The organism is Halomonas sp. EF61, from assembly GCF_040147045.1.
Taxonomy (GTDB): Bacteria; Pseudomonadota; Gammaproteobacteria; order Pseudomonadales; family Halomonadaceae; genus Halomonas; species Halomonas litopenaei.
This window is the reverse complement of record NZ_JAMSHM010000003.1, coordinates 227,232-250,786: the sequence shown is the minus strand read 5'-3', so window position 1 is coordinate 250,786 and position 23,555 is coordinate 227,232. Positions and strand designations below refer to the sequence as shown.

The window sequence follows — 23,555 nt, the reverse complement described above, 5'->3', positions numbered from 1 at the left end:
GCCACCCAGGCTCTGTCGAGTCTTTCTTCCGCCATACCGGCGCCAGCCGCTCAATGGCAAATCCTTCCTGGGGAGTACATCCCGCTGTATTGAAAGAAGAAACCGTAAGCCTTCCTGCCCGCTTCGTGGCTATCTCTTGCTGACTCCGACTCCCACCGTCGTCCGTTTTCGCTGGTTATCACACAGGGTGTCCTCATTTTGATCAGGAGAACCCGAGACGAAGCTTACGCCAGTATCGCGAATGACCGCGCCATTCCACGCCACTTCTAAACCGAGAAAGTTGTTAGAACAGCCTACCTGAGCAAAGTTTCAGCCAAAAACTTGCGAAGCGGAATTATGCCAATTCCAGCACTAAAGTGATGTGGGTAACGCCCTCCTGTCGATACCACCGATGACTCAGCGGGAGCAGCAAGCCATGAAGGTTGCCGACCCTCAGGTTTCCCCGTTTCTTGAAGCACACCCCGACGTCGACCTGACGACATTCGACTTCATCGCTCACCAGGTCGATCCTCAGGGTGCTTGCATGGATGCCGATGTGATCCCTCACCTCAAGGGGTATCAGCGGCTCTCGAGGCTGACGGACAGCCACCACCTGGCCTACTGCCTGAAGCAGCGGGGGCTCGACAGTGCCCACCGGATCGCCGCCCTGCCAGAGGAAACCCTGGTCGACCTGCTCGCCCCCGAGATAGGCCAGCAACAAGCGGTCGATCTTCACGCCCGTGCGCTGGACATCAAGCACAGGGTCAGTCATCTGTGGGCCAACCTGCAGGCGATACGAACCGGCGGGGGCTTCGAGGCATCGCGCGCGTGCACCGTAGACTCGACGATTCTGGGCGATATCCAAGCGCTGCCAAGTTACCAGGAGATGTTCGGCAACCAGAACTTCTGCCAGTGCGAAGCCTGCGCTTCGATCTTCGGGCCGGCGGCCTACTATGTTGACCTGATGCGAATCACCGATCGCTACGTCTCCCGCCTCAACGATACCACCATCCCCAAGGGCTACCGTCTGCACCAGCGCCGCCCAGATCTGTTCAACCTGCCACTGTCCTGTGCCACCACCAACGAGATGGTGCCCTACCTTTCCATCGTCGTCGCGACACTGGATCAGCGACTTGCCGATGAACTTGCGGTCGAGAGCGTCGATCATTACCTGGCCACAGCGGTCTACCCCTTTACGGCCCCCCTCAACAGTCGCCTGCAGCGGGTTCGCGACACCCTCGGAGCACTCGATCTTAGTGTCGCAGCGCTGTACGCCAGCGCCAGCGGATATGCGACAGCGAGCCCAGATGCCCTGGCTCGGGAATACCTGCACCTGTCGATCGAGCAGGCAGCATTCGTGACCACCCCACTTAGCGAGACTTCTCTCACGACGGCCTGGGGCTTGCGCCAGGCGCCACTCGACTCACTCACCAGGCTGAGCGTGTTTTCGCGCCAATCCGGACTGTCGCGCCAACAGATCACGGAACTGACACAACAAGGCTTGAACGCTGACGAGCTGAACGCCGGCCTTGCGCACGCGCTGTGGTTCAACCTGAGTCTGCCCAGTGGCGACTCCGTACAGATCGTGCCAGGCTCCGATGACGCCCCCGACACGCTCGAGCACCTCACTCCCAAGACACTGGATGCCACCAATCGCTTCATTCGACTGAGTCAGTGGAGTGGCATCGACGTCGGCGAACTCGGCCATGCTCTGCGCGGCCTGGCGATTGCCAACCTGGATGCGAACGCCCTGCAGCGCCTTGCCGCCGCCAGCTCAGTGGTCAAGTCGCTGGTCTCCAGCTGGGCCCGCTGCTCGAGCCTGTGGTCCACCATGCCCACCAGTGGACAGGCCGATGCGGACACCACTGCGTGCGTATTCGACGATGTCTGGAATCGTCCCTCGACTCGGGGAGACGGCGACCTCTATCACCCCTTGGACCCGACCAATCCACTCTACACCGACGCTGTCATCGACTGGCAGGTCAAGCAGTCAACCACCAGCAGTAGCGGCTTCAATGTCTCTCGCCTACGTTCAGCACTCGGGCTATCCGGCGATGAACTCGCCTCCCTGGCCGAGCTGGTGTTTCCCGAACAGCCAACGGTGGCCTTGAGTGTTGCCAACCTGTCGACGCTCTATCGAGTTGCCTGGCTGGCGCGCGCCTGCCGTCTTGAGCTGGTCGAACTGGGCCAGGCGGCTGGCTGGATACAGGTCGACCTGAAAGGGCCACTGCCGCCCGAAGACGTTACCCTGCTCCTGATGTTCGCCAACTGGCAGCGCCAATCCGGCCTGGACAGCGAGCAGATTCGACGCTTTGTTGATCCCTCCGCTGGGCACGATGGCATTCCGGCTTACACCGACATGCAAGGCCTCTGGAGTCAGGCCAGCACGACCCTGCTTGCCCCCACCCAGCTAACCGGTGACAGCATCGACGATCAGACAGCGCTGGCCATCTACGCAGCCCTCTTTGCTCTGGCCCCTTCGCCCGTCCGTGACGTCAGCAACGCCTATCATCAGTTCGTGCCAGGCGCCCCAGGCTCCCCCCTGGCATTGGTTGAAGATAAGGTCGATACCGCAATGCTCCAGCCGCTACGGAACGCTCCGCTGTCACTTGGCGAGGCCGAAATCGAACGACTGGTGGTTATCCTCAATACTGCCAACGCCGCTCAGGCTGAGGTGTTGAACGGAGGAATCGCCGGTCCCCTGGATAGTTCTGCCACCCGAATGGAGGCCATGGGGAATCTGATATCGGCACAGCCCAATGTCGACGGCTGGATCGTCAGCCTGCTGACACCAAGCGGCGAGAAGGATGATCGCTGGGCACGGACCAGCACCACCTTGAAGTGCCTGGTGAGCATGAACATGGCATGTCAGACCCTAGCCATCGACGACACGGTGATCGAGTCGCTGACCTCCCATTCCAGCGCCTTCGGGGTGAACCTCGACCGCCTCTTTAGCCTAAATACCCTCCAGGCGATGTACCGCTATGTCGACACAAGAGAGCGCCTTGGACTCACCGACAAGGCCTATCTGGCCATGCTGGCCATGCCGCAGGACGCTGATTGCGGTACCGGCGAGAAGGCCGCCACGCTGTGCCGCCTGACTGGCTGGTCGCGGACCGATTTGTGCGGCCTTGTCACGGCCCTGGGCACCACCCCAGCGCTCTACGCCGACACCCGGGGGCTCGCCCGGCTGGCAAAGATCTTCGTACTGCTGGCCAAGGGCGGCTTCGATGCCGCCGCCTATCGTCTCTTTCTTGCCAGTCAGCAATGGGCAGTAGACGCCGACGACGGCCTAAACCGCAACAAGACGTCTTGCTGGAACGACTGGGCGGCGCTTGCCGCTACCTGCGAGGGTGCGGCGTCGGCAATGCTGGGCGATGCCTGGCCTGAACGCCGGCTGGCACTTAATGCCGCGCGGCTCGATGCTCAACGTAATGCGCTGCTTCCGGCGCTACTGTGGTGCTATCAGCTCAGCCACCCTGAGATCACCCGCGAAGATCAGCTCTCGAGCTATCTGCTGCTCGACGTGCAGATGGGCGGGGAGCGCCAGACGTCGCTGGTGGTCGAAGCCACCGGCGCGGTACAGATGTACCTGCATCGGGCACGCGCCAATCTCGAGCCAGGGATCAAGCGACTTGCGATTCCCGACAACTGGTGGCAGTGGCTCGACAACTATCGCCTCTGGGAAGCCAATCGAAAGGTATTCCTGTACCCGGAAAACTACCTGGTACCGACCCTGCGCTCCTCCAGCAGCTCCCTGTTCAAGACTCTGGAGTCTGACCTGACCCAGGTCGACATCACCGCCGAGCGAGTGACAGCGGCCTACCGTGACTACATTCAGGGTCTCGACCGACTGGCATCGCTGCAGTTTATCGACGCCTTTCGCACAACGGTGGTCGACGGTCGCCGTGGCAGCATCGATACCCTGTTTCAGTTCGCCCGAACCGCCACGGAGCCCTACGAGTACCACTGGACCAAGCAGGAGGATGGCGCCAACTGGACTCCCTGGTCACGCATTGACGTCACCATCAAATCCGCACATGCAACGCCGGTGTTCGCCTTCGGACGGCTGTTCGTGTTCTGGGTCGAAACAAGCCAGGTCTCCAATACCGCGATCAAGACCGACAAGGGCGACACCCGCTCGCATAATAGCGCCGTCTACAAGGCTGCCATCCGCTTCAGCTTCATGGACAGCAACGCGACCTGGTCGACAGACCAGACCTTGAGCCAGGAAGAGGTGATCTATGCGGCCCCTCATCAAACCAGGCTGTCGACCCAATCGGGATACGACATCTTCAACATGGAGAGCCTGTTCTGGCAGAAGTGCAATGTGCAGGTATTTTCGCGCACGGCGCCGATTGGTCCCGACAACCAGCTGAGAATCGACGAGAAGATCGCCGTATTGTACGGCCCCTTTCTCGACAACAGCTCGAACGGTAGCGTAATCGACACCTCCCGAGTGCCGACACCCGACGACCAGCAAGATCCCGCCGTCGCCCACTTCGACATCCAGATATTTCGTCGCGCCCGCATCGTCAACCAGGCCATCGCATCCGGCATACGCGGCGTCATCGGCCTGCGCCCCACCCTGGTGCTCAATCGTGAGCTGCAGCGCGACTACCTGTATGACCGCACGGAGTTTCTCAATTTTACCGACAACTCGTCGCTCGGGGTACCTCCCACCATCGCCCCGCTCTATGACTACTCGGTCAATCGCCTCTACCTTCAGCCGACCTACAACGTCTTTCGCACCAACTACTACGGCGACTGGAATAATAACGTGGAGACGGCACGGTCGCGACAGCGGGTCGATGCAAGTTCGCTGGTCTTTGCCGGTGTCGATGACAACGCTGCCGGTCAGATCATTCTCGACCTGGTGGGGCAAGGCTTGTTGACGCAGTCGGACAAGGGCCACTATCGAGTCGAACCGGGATTCTCCGACAACACCGACTTTTCCTTTCTACTCGGTGGTTCCAAAAGCCGCGACGACACCATCATTCGTGACTGGACCAAACAACGCTTGCTGATCGCCAGCATCGAAGGCAGCGAGGTTCAAGAGGACACCTTTGTCATGACCGCCATCGATCAGGCCGCAGCACAACAGGCACTGATCGACTTGAAGGCCGGGGGGGTCCTGACCACTGACGATCTGGTGATCACTACCTTCAGCTCGGCGTCCAGCCTGACCGAGATACTGAACGGTGCGCCACACCACCTTTCCATCGAATTTGCCCTGCACCAGATTCTCTACCTCGCCATGGGTGATCCCCTGGTGTTCGGGGAGGTCGCCAACCTTCCATGCACGACCTACGTGGTCAAGAACCAACCCTCCGCATTCATCGCCAATCTGGGGACCGAAAGCTTTCTGATCACCCCCGAGTCGTCACTCCCTGTCGGCCTCAACGAGCAGGCACGCGTAGTGAGGCTGCCGACGCTACAGTCGGTGATCAGGGAGTCTTTCATCAGCGCAGATATCAGCACCGCAGAGTCCAGCGTGACCTTCGATCTGCTGGTCGAGCATCAGATCATCGATACCAGCGGACGTCTGATCCGGCCGTTTTCGAGCAACGAAGACCTGTCGTTTCTGTTTCCAGACGACCCGCCTGAGAGTCGCAGAATCAAGTCCGCCCAGGTGCGCGTCGTCATGGTAAATCTCCCGACCATGACCGCAGTTTCGTACTACGCCCAGGACGACACGGTGATCCTTGACGAAAAGAGTTTTATCCCCGCAGGCCTGAGTGCGGCACAATCGAAACACGTCTTCGATGTGCTGACGGCACGTCAGATCATCGGGGATCAGGGGCTTGTCTCTGCGCACTACGGCCCGAACAGTGACCTTTCCGGACTGTTCCCCGACCTACCTGCCACCAAGGCAGCGGTGTTGACCGAAGACGTGACCCGCGTGCTGGACCGGTACTTCGACACTACCTGGCGTCGCCATCTCCACGACCTCTACTTCCGTGCACGGCGACTGACAACCGGCGCCGTGCCGCGCCTCACCACGGCACTCGAAGCCGGTGGCATCGACGCTCTACTCGACCTGAAACAGCAGCAGGCGCCGGTAGTGCCTCAACGGCCTTTTTCCCGCTACGCTCCTGGGCAACGCATCGTGGCACCCACCCAGCAAGACGCCGCCCAGGTGGATTTCAGCGGTGTCTACGGTATCTACTTCTGGGAACTGTTCTTTTTCACACCACGGCTGATCGCCGATGCCCTGGTCCAGGCTGGCGACTTCTCCCAGGCACTGACCTGGCTGCAGTACATCTTCAATCCGACCGAGCCTGTCACCTGCCTCTCACCTGACGATTTCGTCACCCCCGATATCCATCAGGCACAGGCCAGCGGTGCATTCGCTGCGCTGAAGGCTCACCACTTGATCAGCACCGATGACCAGGTCGCGCGCGACTACTCCCCGGCCACCCCTCTCGACTTCCTGTTCCCCGACGTCAAGGATCCGGTGGTACACGCACGCATGATCGATGAAGTGCGCAACGTTCTGTTCAATCACCAGACAACGGGCATCAGCGGACAGTTCTGGCGCTTTCAGCCGTTTCGCCATCACACCCTGTCATCGCTGCTGGCAATCCTGAGCAGTCCCGAGCAGATTGCCGTCTACAACCGTGATCCCTTTGACCCCTACGCCATTGCCAGCCTGCGCATCGGAGCCTTCGAGAAGGCCACCTTTCTGAACACGATCGATGTACTGATCGCCTGGGGCGACAGCTACTTCCAGCGCAAGACCCGCGAATCGCTCAATGCCGCCTATCTGCTCTATGTGATGGCCAGTGATCTGCTCGGAGAAAGGCCACAAGCCGTCGGCCCCTGCTCGACCCAACTGCCTGTCACCTTTCAGCAGATTCTTGAGCGCTATGGCGATGACCCTGATGCCATCCCACAATTCCTGATCGACATGGAAAACCTGCTGGCGGTGCGCGGTCAGCCGACATCGCCCCCCCTGTTCGGGGGCGGGGCATTCAACGAGGTCGACGTGCTTTTCTGCGTGCCCCACAACGAATTGTTGCTTAGCCGTTACGACACCGTCGACGATCGCCTCTACAAGATTCGTCAGAGCCTTGATCTGGACGGCAATCCCCTGCTGCTACCGCTATTTGCGCCTCCCATCGACCCCATGGCGCTGGTTCGTGCCGCTGCAGCCTCGGGGACCAGCGGTGGCTTTGCACCTCTGACTGCGACTCCACCGACACCCCAGGTGTTTCGCTTCAATACGCTGGTCGGCAACGCCAGGGCAGTGGTTGGCGATCTGCAGCTGCTGGGATCCGACCTGGAACAGGCTCTGGTGATGCAGAACAATGAAAGCTTCCAGATACTGCAGACCAGCCATGAGCAGCGCCTGGATCAGGCACAACTGGCCTCCTACGAGTGGCGTATCGAAGGTGCCCAGGCCTCTCTCGACTCGCTCAAGGCCAGCCGCAAGGCCACCAAACAGCGCCGCCAGTACTACGCCGATCTGGTGGAAAATGGCATGAATAGCGCCGAGCGTCTATCGATCACCGCTGGCCTTGGTTCCCGCGTCGCCAGCTTTGCCGCCATCGGCTTCGAGACGGGCGCGGCCATCGCAGCCATAGCCCCCCAGGCAGGCTCTCCTTTTGCCATGACCTATGGCGGTCAACAGTTGGAGCTTGGCCTGCACCGTACCTCGGGCACGCTACGACAGGCCGCAGAGGTCCTCGATGCAGTTCGCGAGCTAAGCGACACCATCGGCCATTTTCAACGCCAGAGCGCCGACTGGGAGCAGTTGGCGACGGAGGCCACCAACGAACTTGAGCAGATCGCCGCTCAAATCGTGTCTGCCGAGGAGGAACTGAATGCTGCGAGGTCAGATCTCGACGCCCATCGCACCGCACTGGACAACGCCAACGCCCAGCTGGCTTTCTTCAACACCAAGTTCGACAACCCGGACTACTATGCCTGGCGGGTCAGCCGAGCATCGGCGTTGTACTACCAGACCTATCAGTTGGCACTTGACGCAGTGGCGGCCGCGCAAAGCTCGCTGCAATGGAACCTGGCCAGTACCGACAACTTCCTCTCTAGCGACCCCTGGGACGCCGCCCATCGCGGCCTGATGGCAGCGGAAAGCCTCAATCTGGTATTGGATCGCATGGAGTTCGCCTACTCCCAGAAGGACATCCTGCGTCAGGAAATCGTCAAACAAGTGAAGCTGTCCCAGCTTGACCCCGAGCAGCTAATTCGACTGAGAACCGAAGGAGTCGCCGATTTCGCGCTGAGCGAGGCACTGTTCGACTTTGATTTCCCGGGCCACTACTGCCGCCGGATCAAGACCCTCGAGCTGAGTCTGCCGCCATATGACGACTACGCGTTCGAAGAGATCCATGCGGTCATCACCCAGACCAGCAACAAGATCCTGCGCTTGCCGACCGAAGCGGGCCTGAACTACATGCTCGATGGCAGCGGCGATCCCGGTGATGCCATCTGGCAGGACTGGCGGGCCAATCAGACCACTTCCTTGAGTCGTCGCGCCAAGGCCGACGGCGCCTTCATCGAGTATTTCGGCGACGGCGAGAAACTACAGCGCTTCGAAGGTACCGGGGCAGTCTCTCGCTGGCAGTACCGCCTGCCAGCAACGACCAATCAATTCGACTTTTCGACCATCGAGGATCTTACGCTGACCCTGCGCTACACCGCCCTCGACGCCGGTGCCAACTATCGAAAAAAGGTAGAAAAGGCCCTTTCCGGCCAACGCTACGTCGCAGCCTTGATGCTCAACATGGTCGTCGGCTTCGCGGATCAGTGGGCGGCCTTCATCGCCGACACCAGCTCGACCCAGCGACAGACGCTGGTATTTCCGCTGGGCCGGGCGCTATTTCCACCACACGCCAGCGACCTTGTCGTGGACGAGGTGCTGCTCTACCTGGCCACCGGCGATGACATCCAGCTTCCGGTATCCGCCCAGTTCGTTGAACTCACCATCGCCTCTCGGCCGCCACAACCCGTCACCACCACAGGCAACGCCGGCAAGATCGACCTTGCCAAGCTCCCCCAGGCCGAGACTATCGGTGACTGGCAGCTTTCCTTCGACCTCAAGGCCATGGCAACGGAGCCAAGACTCTCCCAGTTGCTGGATGCCTCTGGTCACATCAGCGACGACGCACTCGACAACGTCTTGCTGTCCGTGCGGTTCACCGCCTCCGTCTTCCGGTGAGCCTTAGGCACTTCCGCAGAAGTGAAGGAGAATCCCATGGCCTATGATGCCTGCCAGAAAAACATTCCCCCCGAAACCACGCTGTGTAGCGAGCCTCACTGCAACAACTTTCGCCAGACCTCGACCATGGCCAAGTACTGCAAGTGCCAGAGCTGGGACGGCAAGCCGATTCCGGATTGCAAGCCTCATGGCGGCAGCTTTCCCGTCGAAGCGGGCGAATGCTACAACACGTCCACCCAGGAGCGCCTTGCCATCACCATGAATGCCTGCCTCGCCAAGCGAGACCAGGACAAGGACTGGGAATGGCGAAACTGCTACTGCTGCTGCTCGTGCTTTGCCTGGGGCACCCGGGTGGCGGTGGGCCCCGACAGCTACAAAGTGGTCGAGAGCATTGCCCTGAACGATCCACTGCTCACCACCCGGGTCAAGCTGGTCGATGGCAAGCCCAGCCTTCATTGGGAGTCGCGACCGGCAACCTTCTCTGACGGCATGGCCCCCACTGACAATCAGAGCGCCGTGCTTGTGCAGTACGGTGAGGAAGGCGAACTTGTCGTCACCCCGGATCAGCCGATGCTGATGGCCGATGGCACCCTGAAGTCCGCTGATCGCCTCACCACCGACGATCATCTGGTCGACCGTCAGGGAGCGCCAGTCAAGGTGGAGGCATGCGTACTCGGCAAACAGCGAACGGGCTTCCATTCGCTGTCCGCCCAACGCTTCGACCTCAAGGAAACGCCCGGCTGGTTCCTCGAAACCAATGGTGTGGTGGCGGGTGATCATATGGTGCTGGCGATGCAGGATGGTGAAGATCTTGCCGACATGTTTGCCCCCGGCCATGACGACCTGCCCAAGCTTGGCAGTGCAGACTACGCAACCGATGCGCGTGGCGCTGTCTCGGCGTCCGCGGCGCTGGGGCATGGCGCCCGTGAGATCGCCTCGTTCGACTTCACCCCGATCGATGAAAGCCTGACACATACGTCACCAGTCCCCTACGGTGCCACCCCTTACGTCACCCAGGCACAGGCCCGGGACATCGCCGACAACGGCACCTTCCGGGGACTCAGTGAGACGTTTCTGGTCAACGAATTCGACTACCTTGCCACCCTGTTCTCGGCCTTTCACCCCCAATTGAACTTCTATCTCAACTGGGAAGATCTCAACCCCAACATGTTCGCCTTTGCGGCCTATGGACAGCACACCGTCTACCTGTCAGGACAACTATTGCGACTCGAGGGCCTCTACAAACAGGGGCTCGCGATGCTGATGTCTCAGGGCGCCGCACGCTTTCTGCCCCACGATGTCGGCAACGACTCCGGCTTGCTGTGCACCGGCCCTGCAGACTACAGCGGCGCCAACCAGGTCCTGCAGCAGCTGTTCTACGGCGACTACATGGTCTGGGCGACCAAGGGCTACCAGCAGATCGCTGGCATTTTTGCGTTGATCGATCCTGCCAATCGCGTTGGCCAAGGCGTCTGCTCCACGCCATCCATTCCCTGTCGCCTGGAAGCCATTGATGCGGCGATCTCGGGCCTACCTCTGCCCGCCTGTGCAGGTGGCCCAGTGGCGGCGGCACTCAAGCTTGAAAGCGCCTGCTGGACCTGCTTCGAGGGCACCACGGCGATCAAGGTGAGCTTCAATCTGCGTCTGAATCGGAAAAGTGCCACCGATCCGTGGCACTACCGCCTGAGCGACACCGCCACCAAAGCGCCGTCCAAGCTCGCCATCTCGCTGGTACAGATGGATCAGAGCGTCCCTGACACCACCTGGCTGATCGTAGAGGGCGAGAAACCAGAGCAGGCACTGACGCTGTCGGTGGGGGAAATCACCGCCGACAACGCCTCCACCCTGGACCCCGACGCCACCAGCGTCGAGGTGAAGGATTGTCGCAAATAAACGCCTGAAGGAGGTCTCATGCCCCCCTTACCCATCGACGATAGCTGGCAAGGACACGCACTGGCCGTCACCAACAGCGACGCGTCAAGCGGAAGTCTCGAGCAACGTTGTCTTGAGCTTGGGAAATTGCTCGGGCTAGACGGACCTGTGCCACTCCAGGTGCTGAAGGCGGCACTGACCAGCGACAGTTACGCCCGCGGCCTGCTGCGTAGCCGGCGTAGCCCGGCGGCGCTTGCTGCCCTGTTGGCGACTCCACCGCAGGATGCCAGCGACACCGGCTCCGGCACCTGCACAGAAGATGATCGACACACACCCCACTTCAGCGCCCTGGAACTGGCCAGGCACAGCGCTGGCGCTTTGCTTGCCTGGTCGAGAACCAGGTTCGCCACCACTGATCCAGATGAACGACAGCAACGGATCAGCGCCTGTCTCGCCTGCCCGCAGCGGCTGGCGCCGAAGACGATAACCGGCGACGGCCGCGAAACCCAGGAACTCGGGGTCTGCGGTCTGTGCGGCTGTCCGTTATCACGCAAGGTTGCCATGCGCTCGGAGACATGTCCGGCGCACTCCCTCGAGACACCCGGCCGTAACCGCTGGGGTCAGCAGCTTGTCTCGCCCCCCCACCCCACCGTGCAACGACCCTAGCCATTCACGCTGCACGAAGGAGATTCTCATGTCCCCCTCTTTCCCCCCAACAGACAGCAGCAAGGAAAGCATTGAAGGGCGTCATTCAGGAGGCAACAGCACAACGCCAAGGGTACCCCGCGCACTGCTGGCTGGCCCCATTATTGAACGCTATTTCGCTGGCGGCTTCGGGTATCACGCCGCAACCACTGGCGACAACGGTGGAGGTGGTAGCGGCGGCGGTCATGCCGACGGCCCAGCCAGGACCGCATCAAAGACCTGTAAACCCACCCGCAATCCCTGCTGCCGGGCCACTGAGGAAGTGGTAAGCGATACCGAGCAGGTTATCGGCACCCAGGCCAAGACCTGTCGGCCTACCCGCAATCCCTGCTGTCGTGCCGGTGACGAAGGCGACAATAGCGGTGCCGGCGGCGGCAGCACTCAGACCAAGACCTGCAAGCCCACCCGCAATCCCTGCTGCAAGCCCACCAAAAAGCCCCGCTGCCGTGGCGAGGACGACGACCCGGCTGACGATGTCGCTGGCCAGCCCAGTCAGTCCGACGATGCGGCGGTGGCGGGTTCCGGCAGCACTCAGACCAAGACCTGCAAGCCCACCCGCAATCCGTGCTGCAAGCCCACCAAAAAGCCCCGCTGCCGTGGCGAGGACGACGACCCGGCTGACGATGTCGCTGGCCAGCCCAGTCAGTCCGACGATGCGGCGGTGGCGGGTACCGGCAGCACTCAGACCAAGACCTGCAAGCCCACTCGCAATCCCTGCTGCAAGCCCACCAGGAAACCACGCTGCTCGGTGGAAACGGATGAGGATGAGTCTTCGACGTGATCCTTACCCGCCACAATACGCTATTGTTTCTGGTCCACCAGGGCCTGCTGTCCCTGGACGATCTGGTGAAAGCCTCCCTGGCCGTGCATGCGCACGGCCAGCGCAATCGCGGCTTCAGTGTGACCTGGCCCAATGGCCAGGGCTACTACGTCAAACAGCATCGCCCCGATGCCGGTCCCTGGGAGGCTCGCTCCAGTGTGGTCAATGAGGCGCGCGTCCTGCGCCTGATTGGCCATGGTAATGTCGCGGTGCCCGGCGCACCGACCTTGCGCTGTTTCGATCGCTGGCGGCAGGCGCTGGTCACCGACTGGCAGGTTTCGAGCGCCCCATGCGCTTCGCTGGCCATTGCCGACCTCCGCACTGGGACAGCGGTCGCAACGTTGCTTGGCAAGGCGTTGGCCGAACTGCACGGCCATTTGCGGACAAGCGGAAAAGAGGATCTTCGCGGACAGCCGTTTTGTGCATCGGCCCCCTGGGTGATGCGCTTCGACAGGCTTCATCCCCTGGCGGGCGAAGACCAGAGTTGGGCTCAGGCAAAATTGGTCACCCTGATTGGCCACTTTCCCGACCTGCTGACGCACCTTTGCACCTTGGCCGAAACGTGGCCAGCGCAGCAGCTGATCCATGGCGACATGAAGTGGCAGAACTGCATTGTTCACCGCAAAGACGGCGGCCCCCCAGGGTGTTTGTTCATCGATTGGGAAATGGCATGCCTGGGCGATCCACTTTGGGACCTGGCGGGTCTGGCCCAGTCCTGGCTCAAGCACTGGTCGGATACCCTGCCTCCCGACCTCGGACACCGAGCCAGGCTGGGCGCCGAGGCTACGCTTGCACCGGTGCAGACAGCGCTCGGTGCACTGTTCACCGCCTACCGGGTAACGTCACTTTCAGCCGATCCAGAGCGCTTCGTACGGCTCTGCGGTGCCCGCCTGGTCCAGACCCTCTACGAGGAATGCTGGGCCACCCAGGAGATAGCGAACGCACACGTCATGTTACTGCAGCTTGCCCAGAACCTGCTGGCCCATCCAGGCCAGCATGTCCACGACCTGCTGGGGGAACCATGAGCACGACAGGCCAACTTGATCACTGGTGGAGGCATCAGCGCAGCCGGTTTCAGGATCTCTGGTGCGACGATGACGGCACCCTGTTTGTCGATGGGCAACGATTCCCGCTTCACACCGAAGCGCAAGCCGACGATGCCACCGCCCTCGATGTCGACCCTCGCGTGACAGCGCTTCAGCACTACCTGTATCGACACCACTACATTGGCAACCAGGGGCCATCGGCCCTGCCCAGCGACGACTATCCTGAAAAGCCGTGGCAACCGCTGTCGAACGAGCAGAGAACGTCTGGTCCATGGCGGGTATTGGAACAGCTTTCAGACGGTGCTGTGGCAGCGCTTGAAGGCACCCGGTCGCGTCGCCTTCAAGCCGGGGAATATCTGTTTGACGGGGCACCGGCGATCGCCGTGCGTGGTGATCAGGTCTGGCGATATCGCCGGCGATGGAACCCACGTCTCGATACCGGCTTTCATTATCTGTTTGGAGAGGTTGAATCCGACGCCTGCAGCGATGACGCCCTGGTACGCTACTACCTGGCGCCCGGGCCAGGGCATCTCGAAACGCTGGTCTCCACCCTGTGCCGGGAACTTGACGATGCCTGTCTTCCCTACAGCCTCAAGTACGTCAGCCCCCCTCGCGCGCTGTGGCGCCCCGATGCGGTGGTGCTGTATGTCGGGGCACGCTATGCCCACCAGTGCCACGCTCGCCTGGGCGGGATCGCCCTGACACTGTCGTCCTGGCTGCGGGACGTCACCCCGCTCTGGGCCGCCCCCCTGCTGCCAGGACTGGCCTTCGCCCAGGACCCCGATGGCGGTCTGAGCTTCGGCGAACATCGTTGCCTGGCCCTGGCCCAGGGGCTTCTCGAGGCGGCACTGGCCGGCGTTGAAGACCCCTCGCCCTTCGTCAAGGCACACTTCAAGGCAGCCGCCATCGACTGGCAACACCCACATCTTGGCAGCGACGAGGAGGATCGCCTCGGGCTGCGCCAACTGACCTTTCCCTTGCGACAGACCACCGACGCCTGGCATCCCCCCAATCCGTCAGAGACCTTTCAGCCAAGGCGCGTGCTGCTCCCTTCGCGGCAGCAGCCCTTGCCATCGCCGTGGCGGGAGGCTCTGGCGATCGCCAACCAGCTCTGCGCTGACGCCCTCTGGTACGGATCGACCTGCACCTGGATCGACGACGACGTAGACGACGCCAGTGGCGCAATGACCGCCTATGCACGCAGCATGAACGGCAGCCTCTATGATGGCAGCCTCGGCGTCGCTGCCTTTCTCACCCTGTTGGCAGAAGCCAGTCATGACGACAGTCACCGCAACACCGCAGTCGGCGCGCTGTGGCACGCCCTGGACCAGTCGAACACCAGTACCATCAGCTTGTACGAAGGACGGCTCGGCATCGTCAGCCAAGGCGCCTGGCTGGCGCGCCGGCTTGACCAAAGCTGTCTGCTTGATGGCTACCAGCAGGCGGCCCGGACACTGCTGGGAAGGCTCCCACAGGAGTGCGCCGAGGCGGATCTGATGCACGGGTTGGCCGGCGCCGTGCTCGGATTGTTCGGTGTGGCGAACGCCCTGCCGGAACTCGCCGCCTGTTGCCGTACTCAGGCAAGACACTACGCCGAACGCCTGGTGCGACAGGCATCGCGTTCACCCCACGGCTGGCACTGGCCGTGTCCTCCACAACCACTGGGTCTTTGCGGCCTGGCACACGGCAACGCGGGCATCACCCTGGCCTTTGCGGCGATGTATCGGTGTGATCAGTCACCGCTCTGGCGCCAGGCCATCGACGCCGCCCTGGCCTACGAAGACTTCTGGTATCTACCGAAGCAAGCCAACTGGCCTTACCTGTTTGCCGAGGACGCCGCCAGTTTCGAAGATCGCCCGGAGCACTGTGGCATGGCATGGTGTCACGGCGCCCCCGGCATCGCCCTGTCGAGACTGGCTCTGTGGTGTTTGCTCGACGATCGCCGCTATCGTGCCAGGGCGCTGGCCGGCTTCGCCACTGTCGCAGAGGACCTTCACCGCGAAAGACCAAGGGCCGGCGAGTCTTTCACCCTGTGCCATGGGCCTGCCGGCAACGCCGACTCACTGCTTGACGCCGCTCTACTGCTGCAAAGACCAGACTGGGGTCTGTTGGCAAGGGCTACTGCCAGGCGAGGGATATTGAAGCAGGCGGGACGCTGGAAAAGCGGGCTTGGCGTGGCCGATGGGCACGCCACGGGTCTTATGCTGGGGCTGGCCGGTACCGGCTACTTCCTGCTGAGGTGCGCCCTTCGAGAGCCACCGCCAAGCCTGCTGCTGCCGGTCGGCCTGCTCCCTGCTTCATCAACGTGGCGGAGATGAGCACCAGGCACGAAGCAAGCCACTGATGTCACCAGGGGGGCGAATCAACCGTAGCGGCTTGCACCAGTCAGGTGCGCGGCAGGGTCACTCCCCGCTGGCCCATGTACTTGCCGCCACGGTCGGCGTAGGAGGTGTCGCAGATCTCGTCGGATTCCAGAAACAGCATCTGTGCCACGCCCTCGTTGGCGTAGATCTTGGCCGGCAGATTGGTGGTGTTGGAAAACTCGAGGGTCACGTGACCTTCCCACTCCGGCTCCAGCGGCGTCACGTTGACGATGATGCCGCAACGCGCATAGGTGGACTTGCCCAGGCAAATGGTCAGCACGCTGCGCGGGATGCGAAAGTACTCGACGGTCCGCGCCAGCGCGAAGGAATTGGGCGGAATCACGCAGACGTCGCCCTTGATGTCGACAAAACTCTTCTCGTCGAAGGCCTTGGGATCGACCACCGCCGAGTGAATGTTGGTGAACACCTTGAACTCGTCGGCGCAGCGTACGTCATAGCCGTAGCTCGAGGTCCCATAGGAGATGACCCGCCGGTCGTTGACGTAGCGAACCTGATCGGCCTCGAAGGGCTCGATCATGCCCTCGTTCTCGGCCATGCGGCGGATCCATTTGTCGGACTTGATGCTCATGGGACTTCCTGCTGGGTGCTCGAAGAGTGAACGCGTTCGGTGGGGCCACATGATAGCGGCCCCTCGCTGCCACGTCACGATGCAAAGGTGATAGGCGCCTGACAGGCGCTTGATGAGGATCAGCCGGCGACGCCGCCAGGCGTCATCCTCCGCTGGCCCTTACTCGCTGAAGCTGATGCTCGGCCCCTGGTCGCCACCGTCACCGTCGATCTGCTCGGCCACCTGACGCGCCATGGTGCGGAAGGTCGTCGCCACTTCGCCGTCGGGCTCGGCGACCACGCTGGGACGTCCACCGTCCACCTGCTCACGAATGCCCATCGACAGCGGCAGGCGCCCCAGCACCCGGGTATCGTACTCCGCAGCGATGCGCTCTCCGCCCCCCTCGCCGAAGACCGGCTCACTGTGGCCGCACTTCGAACAGGTATGCAGGCTCATGTTCTCGACCACGCCCAGCACCGGGACCTTGACCTTGCGGAACATCTCGATGCCCTTGCGCGCGTCCAGCAAGGCGATGTCCTGGGGCGTGGTGACGATCACCGCGCCGTCCACCGGTACCTTCTGGGCCAGGGTGAGCTGGATGTCACCGGTGCCCGGCGGCATGTCCACGAACAGATAGTCCAGGTCGCTCCAGCGTGTCTGGTTAAGCATCTGCTGGAAGGCCCCCGCCACCATCGGGCCACGCCACACCATGGGCTCGCGAACGTCGACCATGAACGCCATGGACATGGCCTGGATGCCGTGGGCCTCCAGCGGCAGGAACTGGTTCTCGCCGCTCGCCTGGGGGCGCACGCCTTCGCCGACTCCCAGCATCTGCGCCTGGCTGGGCCCGTAGATATCGGCGTCGAGAACGCCGACGCGATAGCCTTCGGCGGCCATGGCCAGCGCCAGATTCACGGTCACCGTCGACTTGCCGACACCACCCTTGCCCGATGCCACGGCAACGATATGCTTGACCCCTTCGATCACGTCTCGCTCCTGTTTCCAGATGGGCGCGGTTAATCCGCCGGGCCAGTATAGGGCCCAGGCGGCGCGAGGTTAAGCGAAGCGGGACCGCCAAACGCAGCGGCGGGCCCGAAGGCCCGCCGCTGTTGCTTCCCGCAACCTTGCCGGCGTCACCGCCGGCAACCGTCTCGCTGACGCTCAGTTGGTGCTTTCGATGCTGGCGTCGTCGGTGACCGAGGCTGCCGCATCGCGCACCTTCTCGGCAGCCTGACGGGCCACGTCCTTGACCGTCTCGACGGCCTCGGCGGCACCGGAGGCTACCTCATCGGTCCACTGGGTAGACGACTCCTCGCCCTCGGCGGCCGCATCGGCGGAGCCCTCTTCGCTGGCCGCATCCGCCTGGGAAGCGTCGGCGGAGGAACCTTCCCCGCTCTGGGAGGCGTCGGCAGAAGCCTGATCACCCTCGCTGCCACCCGGGGTCTTCTCCATGGACTCGGACGAGGCCACGTCCTCGTCCTCGGCGGCGCTCTCGTTGGAGCCCTGCTCGCTGGCCGAGGCCGCGCTGTTGCCCGAGGACTGAGAAGAGTCCTGCTCCTGCGACGACTGTTCCTCTGCCGCCGACCGCTTCGCCGACTGAACGGCGATATCGGCCTGGCTCATGCCATCACTGCTCTGGTCGCCGCTGTTTTCGCCGCCACCACTCTGGTCGCCACCCCCGGAGCTGATGACCTCGACGGAGCCGCTGCTGCTTTCGCCCTGGGACGAGGCCTGCTCGTCGGCACTACCCTCGCTGTCACTGCCTTGACCGGAGGATGCGCCATCGGAGAGCTCGGCGGTGGCACGATCGAGGTTCTCGAGCTCGATGCGCCAGGTGTCGAGTTGATTGTTGAGACGAGCCAGACGCTGGCGACGCTCGTCGGCACGGGCCTCGAGTTCATCGATCCTGGCCTGCAGCTCATCGCGGCGGGCGACCGCTTCCTCGGCACGGGACTCGGCCTGGCGAACACGCGCCTCGGCCTGCTCGCGTTGCTCGGCGGTGCTGGCCAGCGTCTGCTCGAGGCGGGCCTGGGCCTGCTCGGCCTGCTTCTGCGCCTCCTGCTGCTGGCTCTCGAGGCTCGCCACTTCTTCCTCGAGTGAACCGACGGCGCTCTGCTTCTCTTCGATGGAGCTTTCCAGATCACTCAGGCGCTTCTCGGCGTCATCGACCTCACCGGTCAAGGACTCAGCCTCGGACTTGAGCGAATCACGACGCTCCACCAGCTGCTGCTGTTCGTTCTGCGCCTCTTCCAGACGATTGCGCGCCGCCACCAGGTCGGACTGCAAGGATGCCTGGGTGGATTCGAGTTCCTTGAGATCGGCCTGTACCTGGGCGGCCTGCTCTTCGGCTGCCGCCTGGGCGGTACGCGCTTCGGCCTCCTCGGCCTTCAGGGTTTCGAGCTGGGCACGCATTTCCTCAAGCGAGGTCTCGGCCTCTTCCCACTGGGATACCTGGCTCTCGAGCTCGGCACGCTGGGCTTCCAGGGTAGCCTGGCTCTCTTCCAGCCCGGACACCTGCTCGCGCAGGGTCTCGACGCGTGACTCGCTGGCATCGAGTTCCTTGGTCAGGGCAGTGCGTGCCTCGCCGTTGGAACTGGCGCTGAGCTGGGCACCGATGGCCCAGATCAGGCTGACGCCGGCCACCGCCGCCAGGCCCTTGACGCGGTTGTCCTTGAACAGCTCCTTGGCATCCTTGCCGGAGGCTGAAGACTGGGTCGCCTCGGAGGTGTTGCCATCCTTCTCGGTGTTGTTGTCCTTGTCGGGATTGATCTCTTCCATTCGGGGGTCTCCCTTGGGGTGGGACGGGTCCTGAGGTTCGAGGACCAAAGTGATCACAGCATACTGCCTGACTGCGGGCGCGTCAGGGGTGTGCTCCATCAAAAATACGCGCTAGCGAGCATTAGAAAATTGCCGTGTACCCTATCCGAGCACGTTTTCCGCAGAGCGTCGAGCCCCATTACCGAAGCGCAGGAGTCTGCGGAAAGCCGCCCTCACAAGCGTTCATGATGCAACACCTGTTCGACGCACTACGTCTCCGGCTTGCCGCGTAGCGACTTGAGCTTGCCCCGCTGCTTCTTGCCTTCGAGGCGACGCCGCTTGGCCGCCTTGCTGGGCCGGGTGGCGCGACGCGCCTTGGGAATCACCAGTCCCTGCTGCAACAGCGATTTCAGCCTCGCCAGTGCCGCTGCGCGGTTGGCCTCCTGGGTGCGTTCCGACTGGGCCTTGATGATCACCACTCCGTCCTGGGTGATGCGATGATCATTGAGCGCCAAAAGGCGCTCCTTGACGTCGTCAGGCAACGACGATGCCTGAATATCGAAGCGCAGATGAATCGCCGAGGCGACCTTGTTGACGTTCTGGCCGCCGGCTCCCTGGGCACGAATCGCACTCATGGCGATCTCGCTATGAGGGACCGACAGACGTCGACTTAGTTGCATCTTGCCTCCCTCCTGGTGGCTTGATAAATGACGGTAGATGAACGGCGTTGGTGACCAGTATCGCTGGTCGGCGCCGATGCCCGGCCCTGATGCCCGGCGCTGATGCTCAGTGCCGATGCCCAGTGCTGATGATCAACGCCAGGCCGTCGGCGGCCCCATCCGGTGGGAGCGACACAATTCAAGGCCTGATCGGACCGACGCCGAGCCCCTTGAGCATGACACGACGAACGGCCTTGAGCAGCGGATAGCTGAGGCGTGCTCGCCGTCTCGACGACAGCCACCACAGCATCCCACGCGACAACGGACCTCGACCTCGCCCGGCCAGTGCCGCCATACGTACCGCCTGATCACCATGGTAGCGCTCGTCGCCGAGCTCCAGCACCATACCCTCGTCCAGGCGACAGCCCAGACGCTCCAGACGCCGGACCTCTTCGGGGTGATGGCGCGCATCGACGAGCTCCAGCCGCCCTTCGGACAGCCCGTAGCGCGACACGAAGCTCCGACACAATGGACACTGTCCATCGTAGATCAGCCTGGCGTCGGAATCGGTGCGGGATTCCTGGTCTGCAGATGCCACTCGTTCCTCCCGGCGTACCCCCGCCCTTAGACCATCTGGTTGGGCAAGGGTTTGACGCTGACACTGGCTCCCAGCGTATCATGCCCTATCCCTCAAGGACGATTCGGGCCCATGACAGCACCGCGCTGGTACCAACACGCCGTCTTTACTCTGCTGCCACGGCTCGCCTTCTTCATGTGGCGGGTGCTGACCCACTTTCTGCATAATCGAGGAATGCTGCTGGCGGGCGGGGTCGGCTTCAATATTCTGCTGTCCACCATTCCGCTGTTCGCACTGATGGTGGTGGCGATGGCTCAGGTCGTGGACGAGCAGCAGCTGCTCAATGTGATCGCCATGCAGGCACGCCACATCGCCCCGACCCACGCCGAGGTGATGCTGGAGTCGGTGCGCGCACTGCTGGACTCCCGCGACGCGATCGGCATCTACGGCATCCCGGTGCTGCTGATCTTCAGCTCCTTCGCCTTTCGCATGCTGGAAGACGCCCTGGCGCTGATCTTCAGAAAGCCAGACGTCAAGGACACCCGCAGCCTCTGGGTGTCCTTCCTGTTGCCCTACGCCTTCATGCTGGTGCTGAGTGCGGCGCTGCTGGCGCTGGCCATGGCGGTCAGCCTGGCCAGCACCCTCAATGGACTGTGGATGGCGCTATACGGCCGTGAGCTGCCCATGGCCTCGCTGTCGGAGCCGGCCCTCAACCTGACCAGCTTCGTCGGCGTCTTCCTGCTGTTCAGCGCCATCTACAAGGTCCTGCCGGTGGTACGCATTTCCCTGAGGCGCGCCTTGGCCGGGGGCTTTGCCGCCGCCCTGATGTGGGAAGGGGTCAGGATCGCCCTGGTCTACTACTTCGCCAACCTGTCACTGGTAAGCGCGGTCTACGGCCCCCTGGCGACCCTGATCGTGGTACTTCTGAGCCTCGAGATCGGCGCCGTGATCCTGCTGCTGGGCGCCCAGGTCATCGCAGAGCTCGAGCACAACTGCCGCCTCGGCCTGCCCTGGCACCAGGACCCTCGAAAGCGCTCGCGGGTCGATGCCCTCAGCGGCGCTGCGGCTCCTTGCCCTGCAGGCGACGAATCAGCCCCATCAGGCCGCGACCGCTGATCATGCCCAGCAGGTAGATCACCACCACCAGCAGGGCCATCGGCATGGCAATGGTCCAGCCGAGCAGTTTCACTTGCACCATCTCGATGTTCTGCACCACCAGGATGGCGATCAGCGCCAGAATCACGACCTTTACCACCAACCAGAACTTTTCCATCGAAGACTCTCCTTGTGCCCGACACGGGCGTTGCGATGTCGCCAGGCCGAGCTCGAAATTGTGTCAAAGCGAGCGTCGGCCAGCGTGTGAAACATGGTCGCGGGGTGGCGGACTGTCAAGCTGGCCGGTCGAGGCACATCGTGGTCCCGCGTCGGTATCTCCACCGTCCTGCGCAGCCCACCAGCGAGGTCAGAAGGTGGACAGGCCGCTGGCCTCCATCAATCGATAGCGCCAGCCATCGAACCAGCCAGCCTCGTCCCGCGGCGCCCAGGCTCGGCTGGTTCGACGTCCGTCGCTCGAGTCCCAGCGCTGGTCGAACCAGGCGCCGATTTCGTCGATGGCGGCGACCCCTCGCCCTTTTAGCAAGACGCTGCTTTCAAGATTGAAGTCGTCGAGATTGCGTCGGGTCAGGTTGGCCGAGCCCAGAATCACGGCGTCCGCCAGCTCGTCCTTCGCCGAGCCCCTTCTCACCAACACCACCTTGCTGTGGCACTGCTCACCGTCGGTGACACACCAGCGCACCTGAACGCCCGCGTCCAGCAGCTCTTCGGCCACCGGCTGGTTGGGCAGGCCTCCCTTTTCAAAACCGAAGGCCTCACGATTGGGGTCGAGCAGCGCCCGAACCGCCACCCCTCGCCCGCTGGCCTCCTTCAGCGCCTGGACCACCCCGCGGTGGGCGACGTAGAAAGCGGCGACATCCAGCCGATCGCCGGCGACGGTGTCATCGACCTGAGCAAGCACGGCGTCACGGATGGCGGCTTCGGTCAGCAGTTGCGCCATCGCGCCATCCGATGTCTCGGCCTCGGGCGCTGGCGGCTGCGATACCTCGACGCCGGACCAGGACGCCACCTCGGCCTCGGAGGCGATGACGTCATGGGCCACGGGGCCGTCGATCCTCAGCGCCACGTTGGAGTGCAGGCTACTGCCGTCGTGGGGATTGGCCGAGGTGATCAGTGTCGACCACCCTTCGGCGTGATCCACCGTCAGCGTCTTGCGATGATTGGCGCGAAAATTGAGCAGCGCCAGGTAGCTTCTCAGGGTCACCGGCTCGCCACCGAAGGCATTGGGCAGCCAGCCGCCGTCCGGATCGTTGCCAAGCCGATCCAGTCCCAGATGCCAAAGGCCTGACCACAGCGGGTTGGAGGCGCGCAGGCGATCGAGACGGGTGATGGCAAGCTCGACCCCCGCCGCCTCGAGCCGCTGATAGAGTGGCACCCGCTGGCCTCCATAGAGAGTATTCAGGGGGTCGGTGATCACCACCACTCGCGGCGACGGCTGGCGTTGGCGGGCGGCGATCAGCGCATCGGCAAGGCGTTCGGCCAAGGGCAGAAACTCGCCCCCGCCGCTGCCTTCGAGGCGATTGAACAGGAACATGTCGACGACGATCAGCCGGCGGGCACCCTCGATCATCGCCACCGCTTCGTCAAAGATGTGCTGATCAAGATGGCGGCGGCCACCCTCGTCATACCAGGTTCGATCGGCGAGAAATTCGACCTCGCCCACTGGCCGCTCGGGCCAGGCCTTGCCGACGTTTTCCGGTAGTGGCTTGATACTCTGCCACAGCCCCATCCCCGCCCAGGCGACCAGCAGTACTGCCCCGCTCCATTTGATCGTGCGTCCCAGCCTGGCCATAGCGTCCTCTTGGCGAATTCATCCGTGGCGCACGAGCATAGCCCAAAACGTTTCACCCACACACGTACTCGTCTCCGCCGTCGCAGGCGGGGCGATGCAGCAGCCTCAAACGCTCGCGCCCGG

Annotated in this window: 14 protein-coding genes; 7 read left to right on the top strand and 7 right to left on the bottom strand. The window is 62.7% G+C overall.

Going from position 1 to position 23,555, the window contains the following annotated elements; translation table 11 throughout:
* The first annotated feature begins 415 nt into the window (after window positions 1–415).
* The 6 genes from NFI08_RS15915 to NFI08_RS15890 all read left to right on the top strand — a co-directional run bounded on the left by NFI08_RS15915 (window position 416) and on the right by NFI08_RS15890 (window position 15,921).
* Entirely contained in the window at window positions 416–9,160 is an 8,745-nt protein-coding gene (locus NFI08_RS15915) for a Tc toxin subunit A-related protein (RefSeq protein WP_349590590.1), read from the top strand.
* A 36-nt stretch (window positions 9,161–9,196) separates the two neighbouring features.
* Complete coding sequence (locus NFI08_RS15910) at window positions 9,197–11,053, top strand: hypothetical protein (protein WP_349590587.1); 1,857 nt, start codon at window positions 9,197–9,199, stop codon at window positions 11,051–11,053.
* A gap of 18 nt (window positions 11,054–11,071) precedes the next feature.
* Window positions 11,072–11,698: a hypothetical protein gene (locus tag NFI08_RS15905; RefSeq protein WP_349590584.1), complete on the top strand. Its 627-nt coding sequence runs from the start codon at window positions 11,072–11,074 to the stop codon at window positions 11,696–11,698.
* Window positions 11,699–11,999: 301 nt separating this feature from the next.
* Window positions 12,000–12,518, top strand: a complete 519-nt coding sequence (locus NFI08_RS15900) for a hypothetical protein (RefSeq protein ID WP_349590581.1) — start codon at window positions 12,000–12,002, stop codon at window positions 12,516–12,518.
* The gene (locus tag NFI08_RS15895) at window positions 12,515–13,582 is read left to right on the top strand and encodes a phosphotransferase family protein (RefSeq protein ID WP_349590578.1); all 1,068 of its coding nucleotides are present in this window, start codon (window positions 12,515–12,517) and stop codon (window positions 13,580–13,582) included. The genes NFI08_RS15900 and NFI08_RS15895 overlap by 4 nt, the downstream gene beginning before the upstream one ends.
* Window positions 13,579–15,921, top strand: coding sequence for a lanthionine synthetase LanC family protein (locus NFI08_RS15890; RefSeq protein ID WP_349590575.1), 2,343 nt, complete (start codon window positions 13,579–13,581; stop codon window positions 15,919–15,921). Before NFI08_RS15895 ends, NFI08_RS15890 begins: the two co-directional genes overlap by 4 nt.
* A gap of 67 nt (window positions 15,922–15,988) precedes the next feature.
* Here the strand turns inward: NFI08_RS15890 and dcd are convergent, their stop codons facing one another.
* The 5 genes from dcd to NFI08_RS15865 all read right to left on the bottom strand — a co-directional run bounded on the left by dcd (window position 15,989) and on the right by NFI08_RS15865 (window position 20,548).
* Complete coding sequence (gene dcd / locus NFI08_RS15885) at window positions 15,989–16,555, bottom strand: dCTP deaminase (protein ID WP_045992486.1); 567 nt, start codon at window positions 16,553–16,555, stop codon at window positions 15,989–15,991.
* Window positions 16,556–16,714: 159 nt separating this feature from the next.
* Window positions 16,715–17,518, bottom strand: a complete 804-nt coding sequence (gene apbC / locus NFI08_RS15880) for an iron-sulfur cluster carrier protein ApbC (RefSeq protein ID WP_204248941.1) — start codon at window positions 17,516–17,518, stop codon at window positions 16,715–16,717.
* A 177-nt stretch (window positions 17,519–17,695) separates the two neighbouring features.
* Window positions 17,696–19,312, bottom strand: coding sequence for a coiled-coil domain-containing protein (locus NFI08_RS15875; RefSeq protein ID WP_349590572.1), 1,617 nt, complete (start codon window positions 19,310–19,312; stop codon window positions 17,696–17,698).
* 248 nt (window positions 19,313–19,560) lie between these two features.
* Window positions 19,561–19,971: an alternative ribosome rescue aminoacyl-tRNA hydrolase ArfB gene (gene arfB / locus NFI08_RS15870; RefSeq protein ID WP_045992488.1), complete on the bottom strand. Its 411-nt coding sequence runs from the start codon at window positions 19,969–19,971 to the stop codon at window positions 19,561–19,563.
* A gap of 178 nt (window positions 19,972–20,149) precedes the next feature.
* A complete protein-coding gene (locus NFI08_RS15865) occupies window positions 20,150–20,548 on the bottom strand; it encodes a DCC1-like thiol-disulfide oxidoreductase family protein (protein ID WP_286985823.1) in 399 nt (132 codons plus the stop codon).
* 111 nt (window positions 20,549–20,659) lie between these two features.
* On the opposite strand from NFI08_RS15865, the gene NFI08_RS15860 reads away from it, so the two are divergent.
* Window positions 20,660–21,643, top strand: a complete 984-nt coding sequence (locus NFI08_RS15860) for a YihY/virulence factor BrkB family protein (protein WP_083970369.1) — start codon at window positions 20,660–20,662, stop codon at window positions 21,641–21,643.
* Here the strand turns inward: NFI08_RS15860 and NFI08_RS15855 are convergent.
* Window positions 21,579–21,800, bottom strand: coding sequence for a LapA family protein (locus tag NFI08_RS15855; RefSeq protein WP_045992490.1), 222 nt, complete (start codon window positions 21,798–21,800; stop codon window positions 21,579–21,581). The two genes, NFI08_RS15860 and NFI08_RS15855, sit on opposite strands and share 65 nt — an antisense overlap.
* A gap of 189 nt (window positions 21,801–21,989) precedes the next feature.
* A complete protein-coding gene (locus tag NFI08_RS15850; protein ID WP_108448794.1) occupies window positions 21,990–23,432 on the bottom strand; it encodes a phospholipase D-like domain-containing protein in 1,443 nt (480 codons plus the stop codon).
* Window positions 23,433–23,555 lie beyond the last annotated feature (123 nt).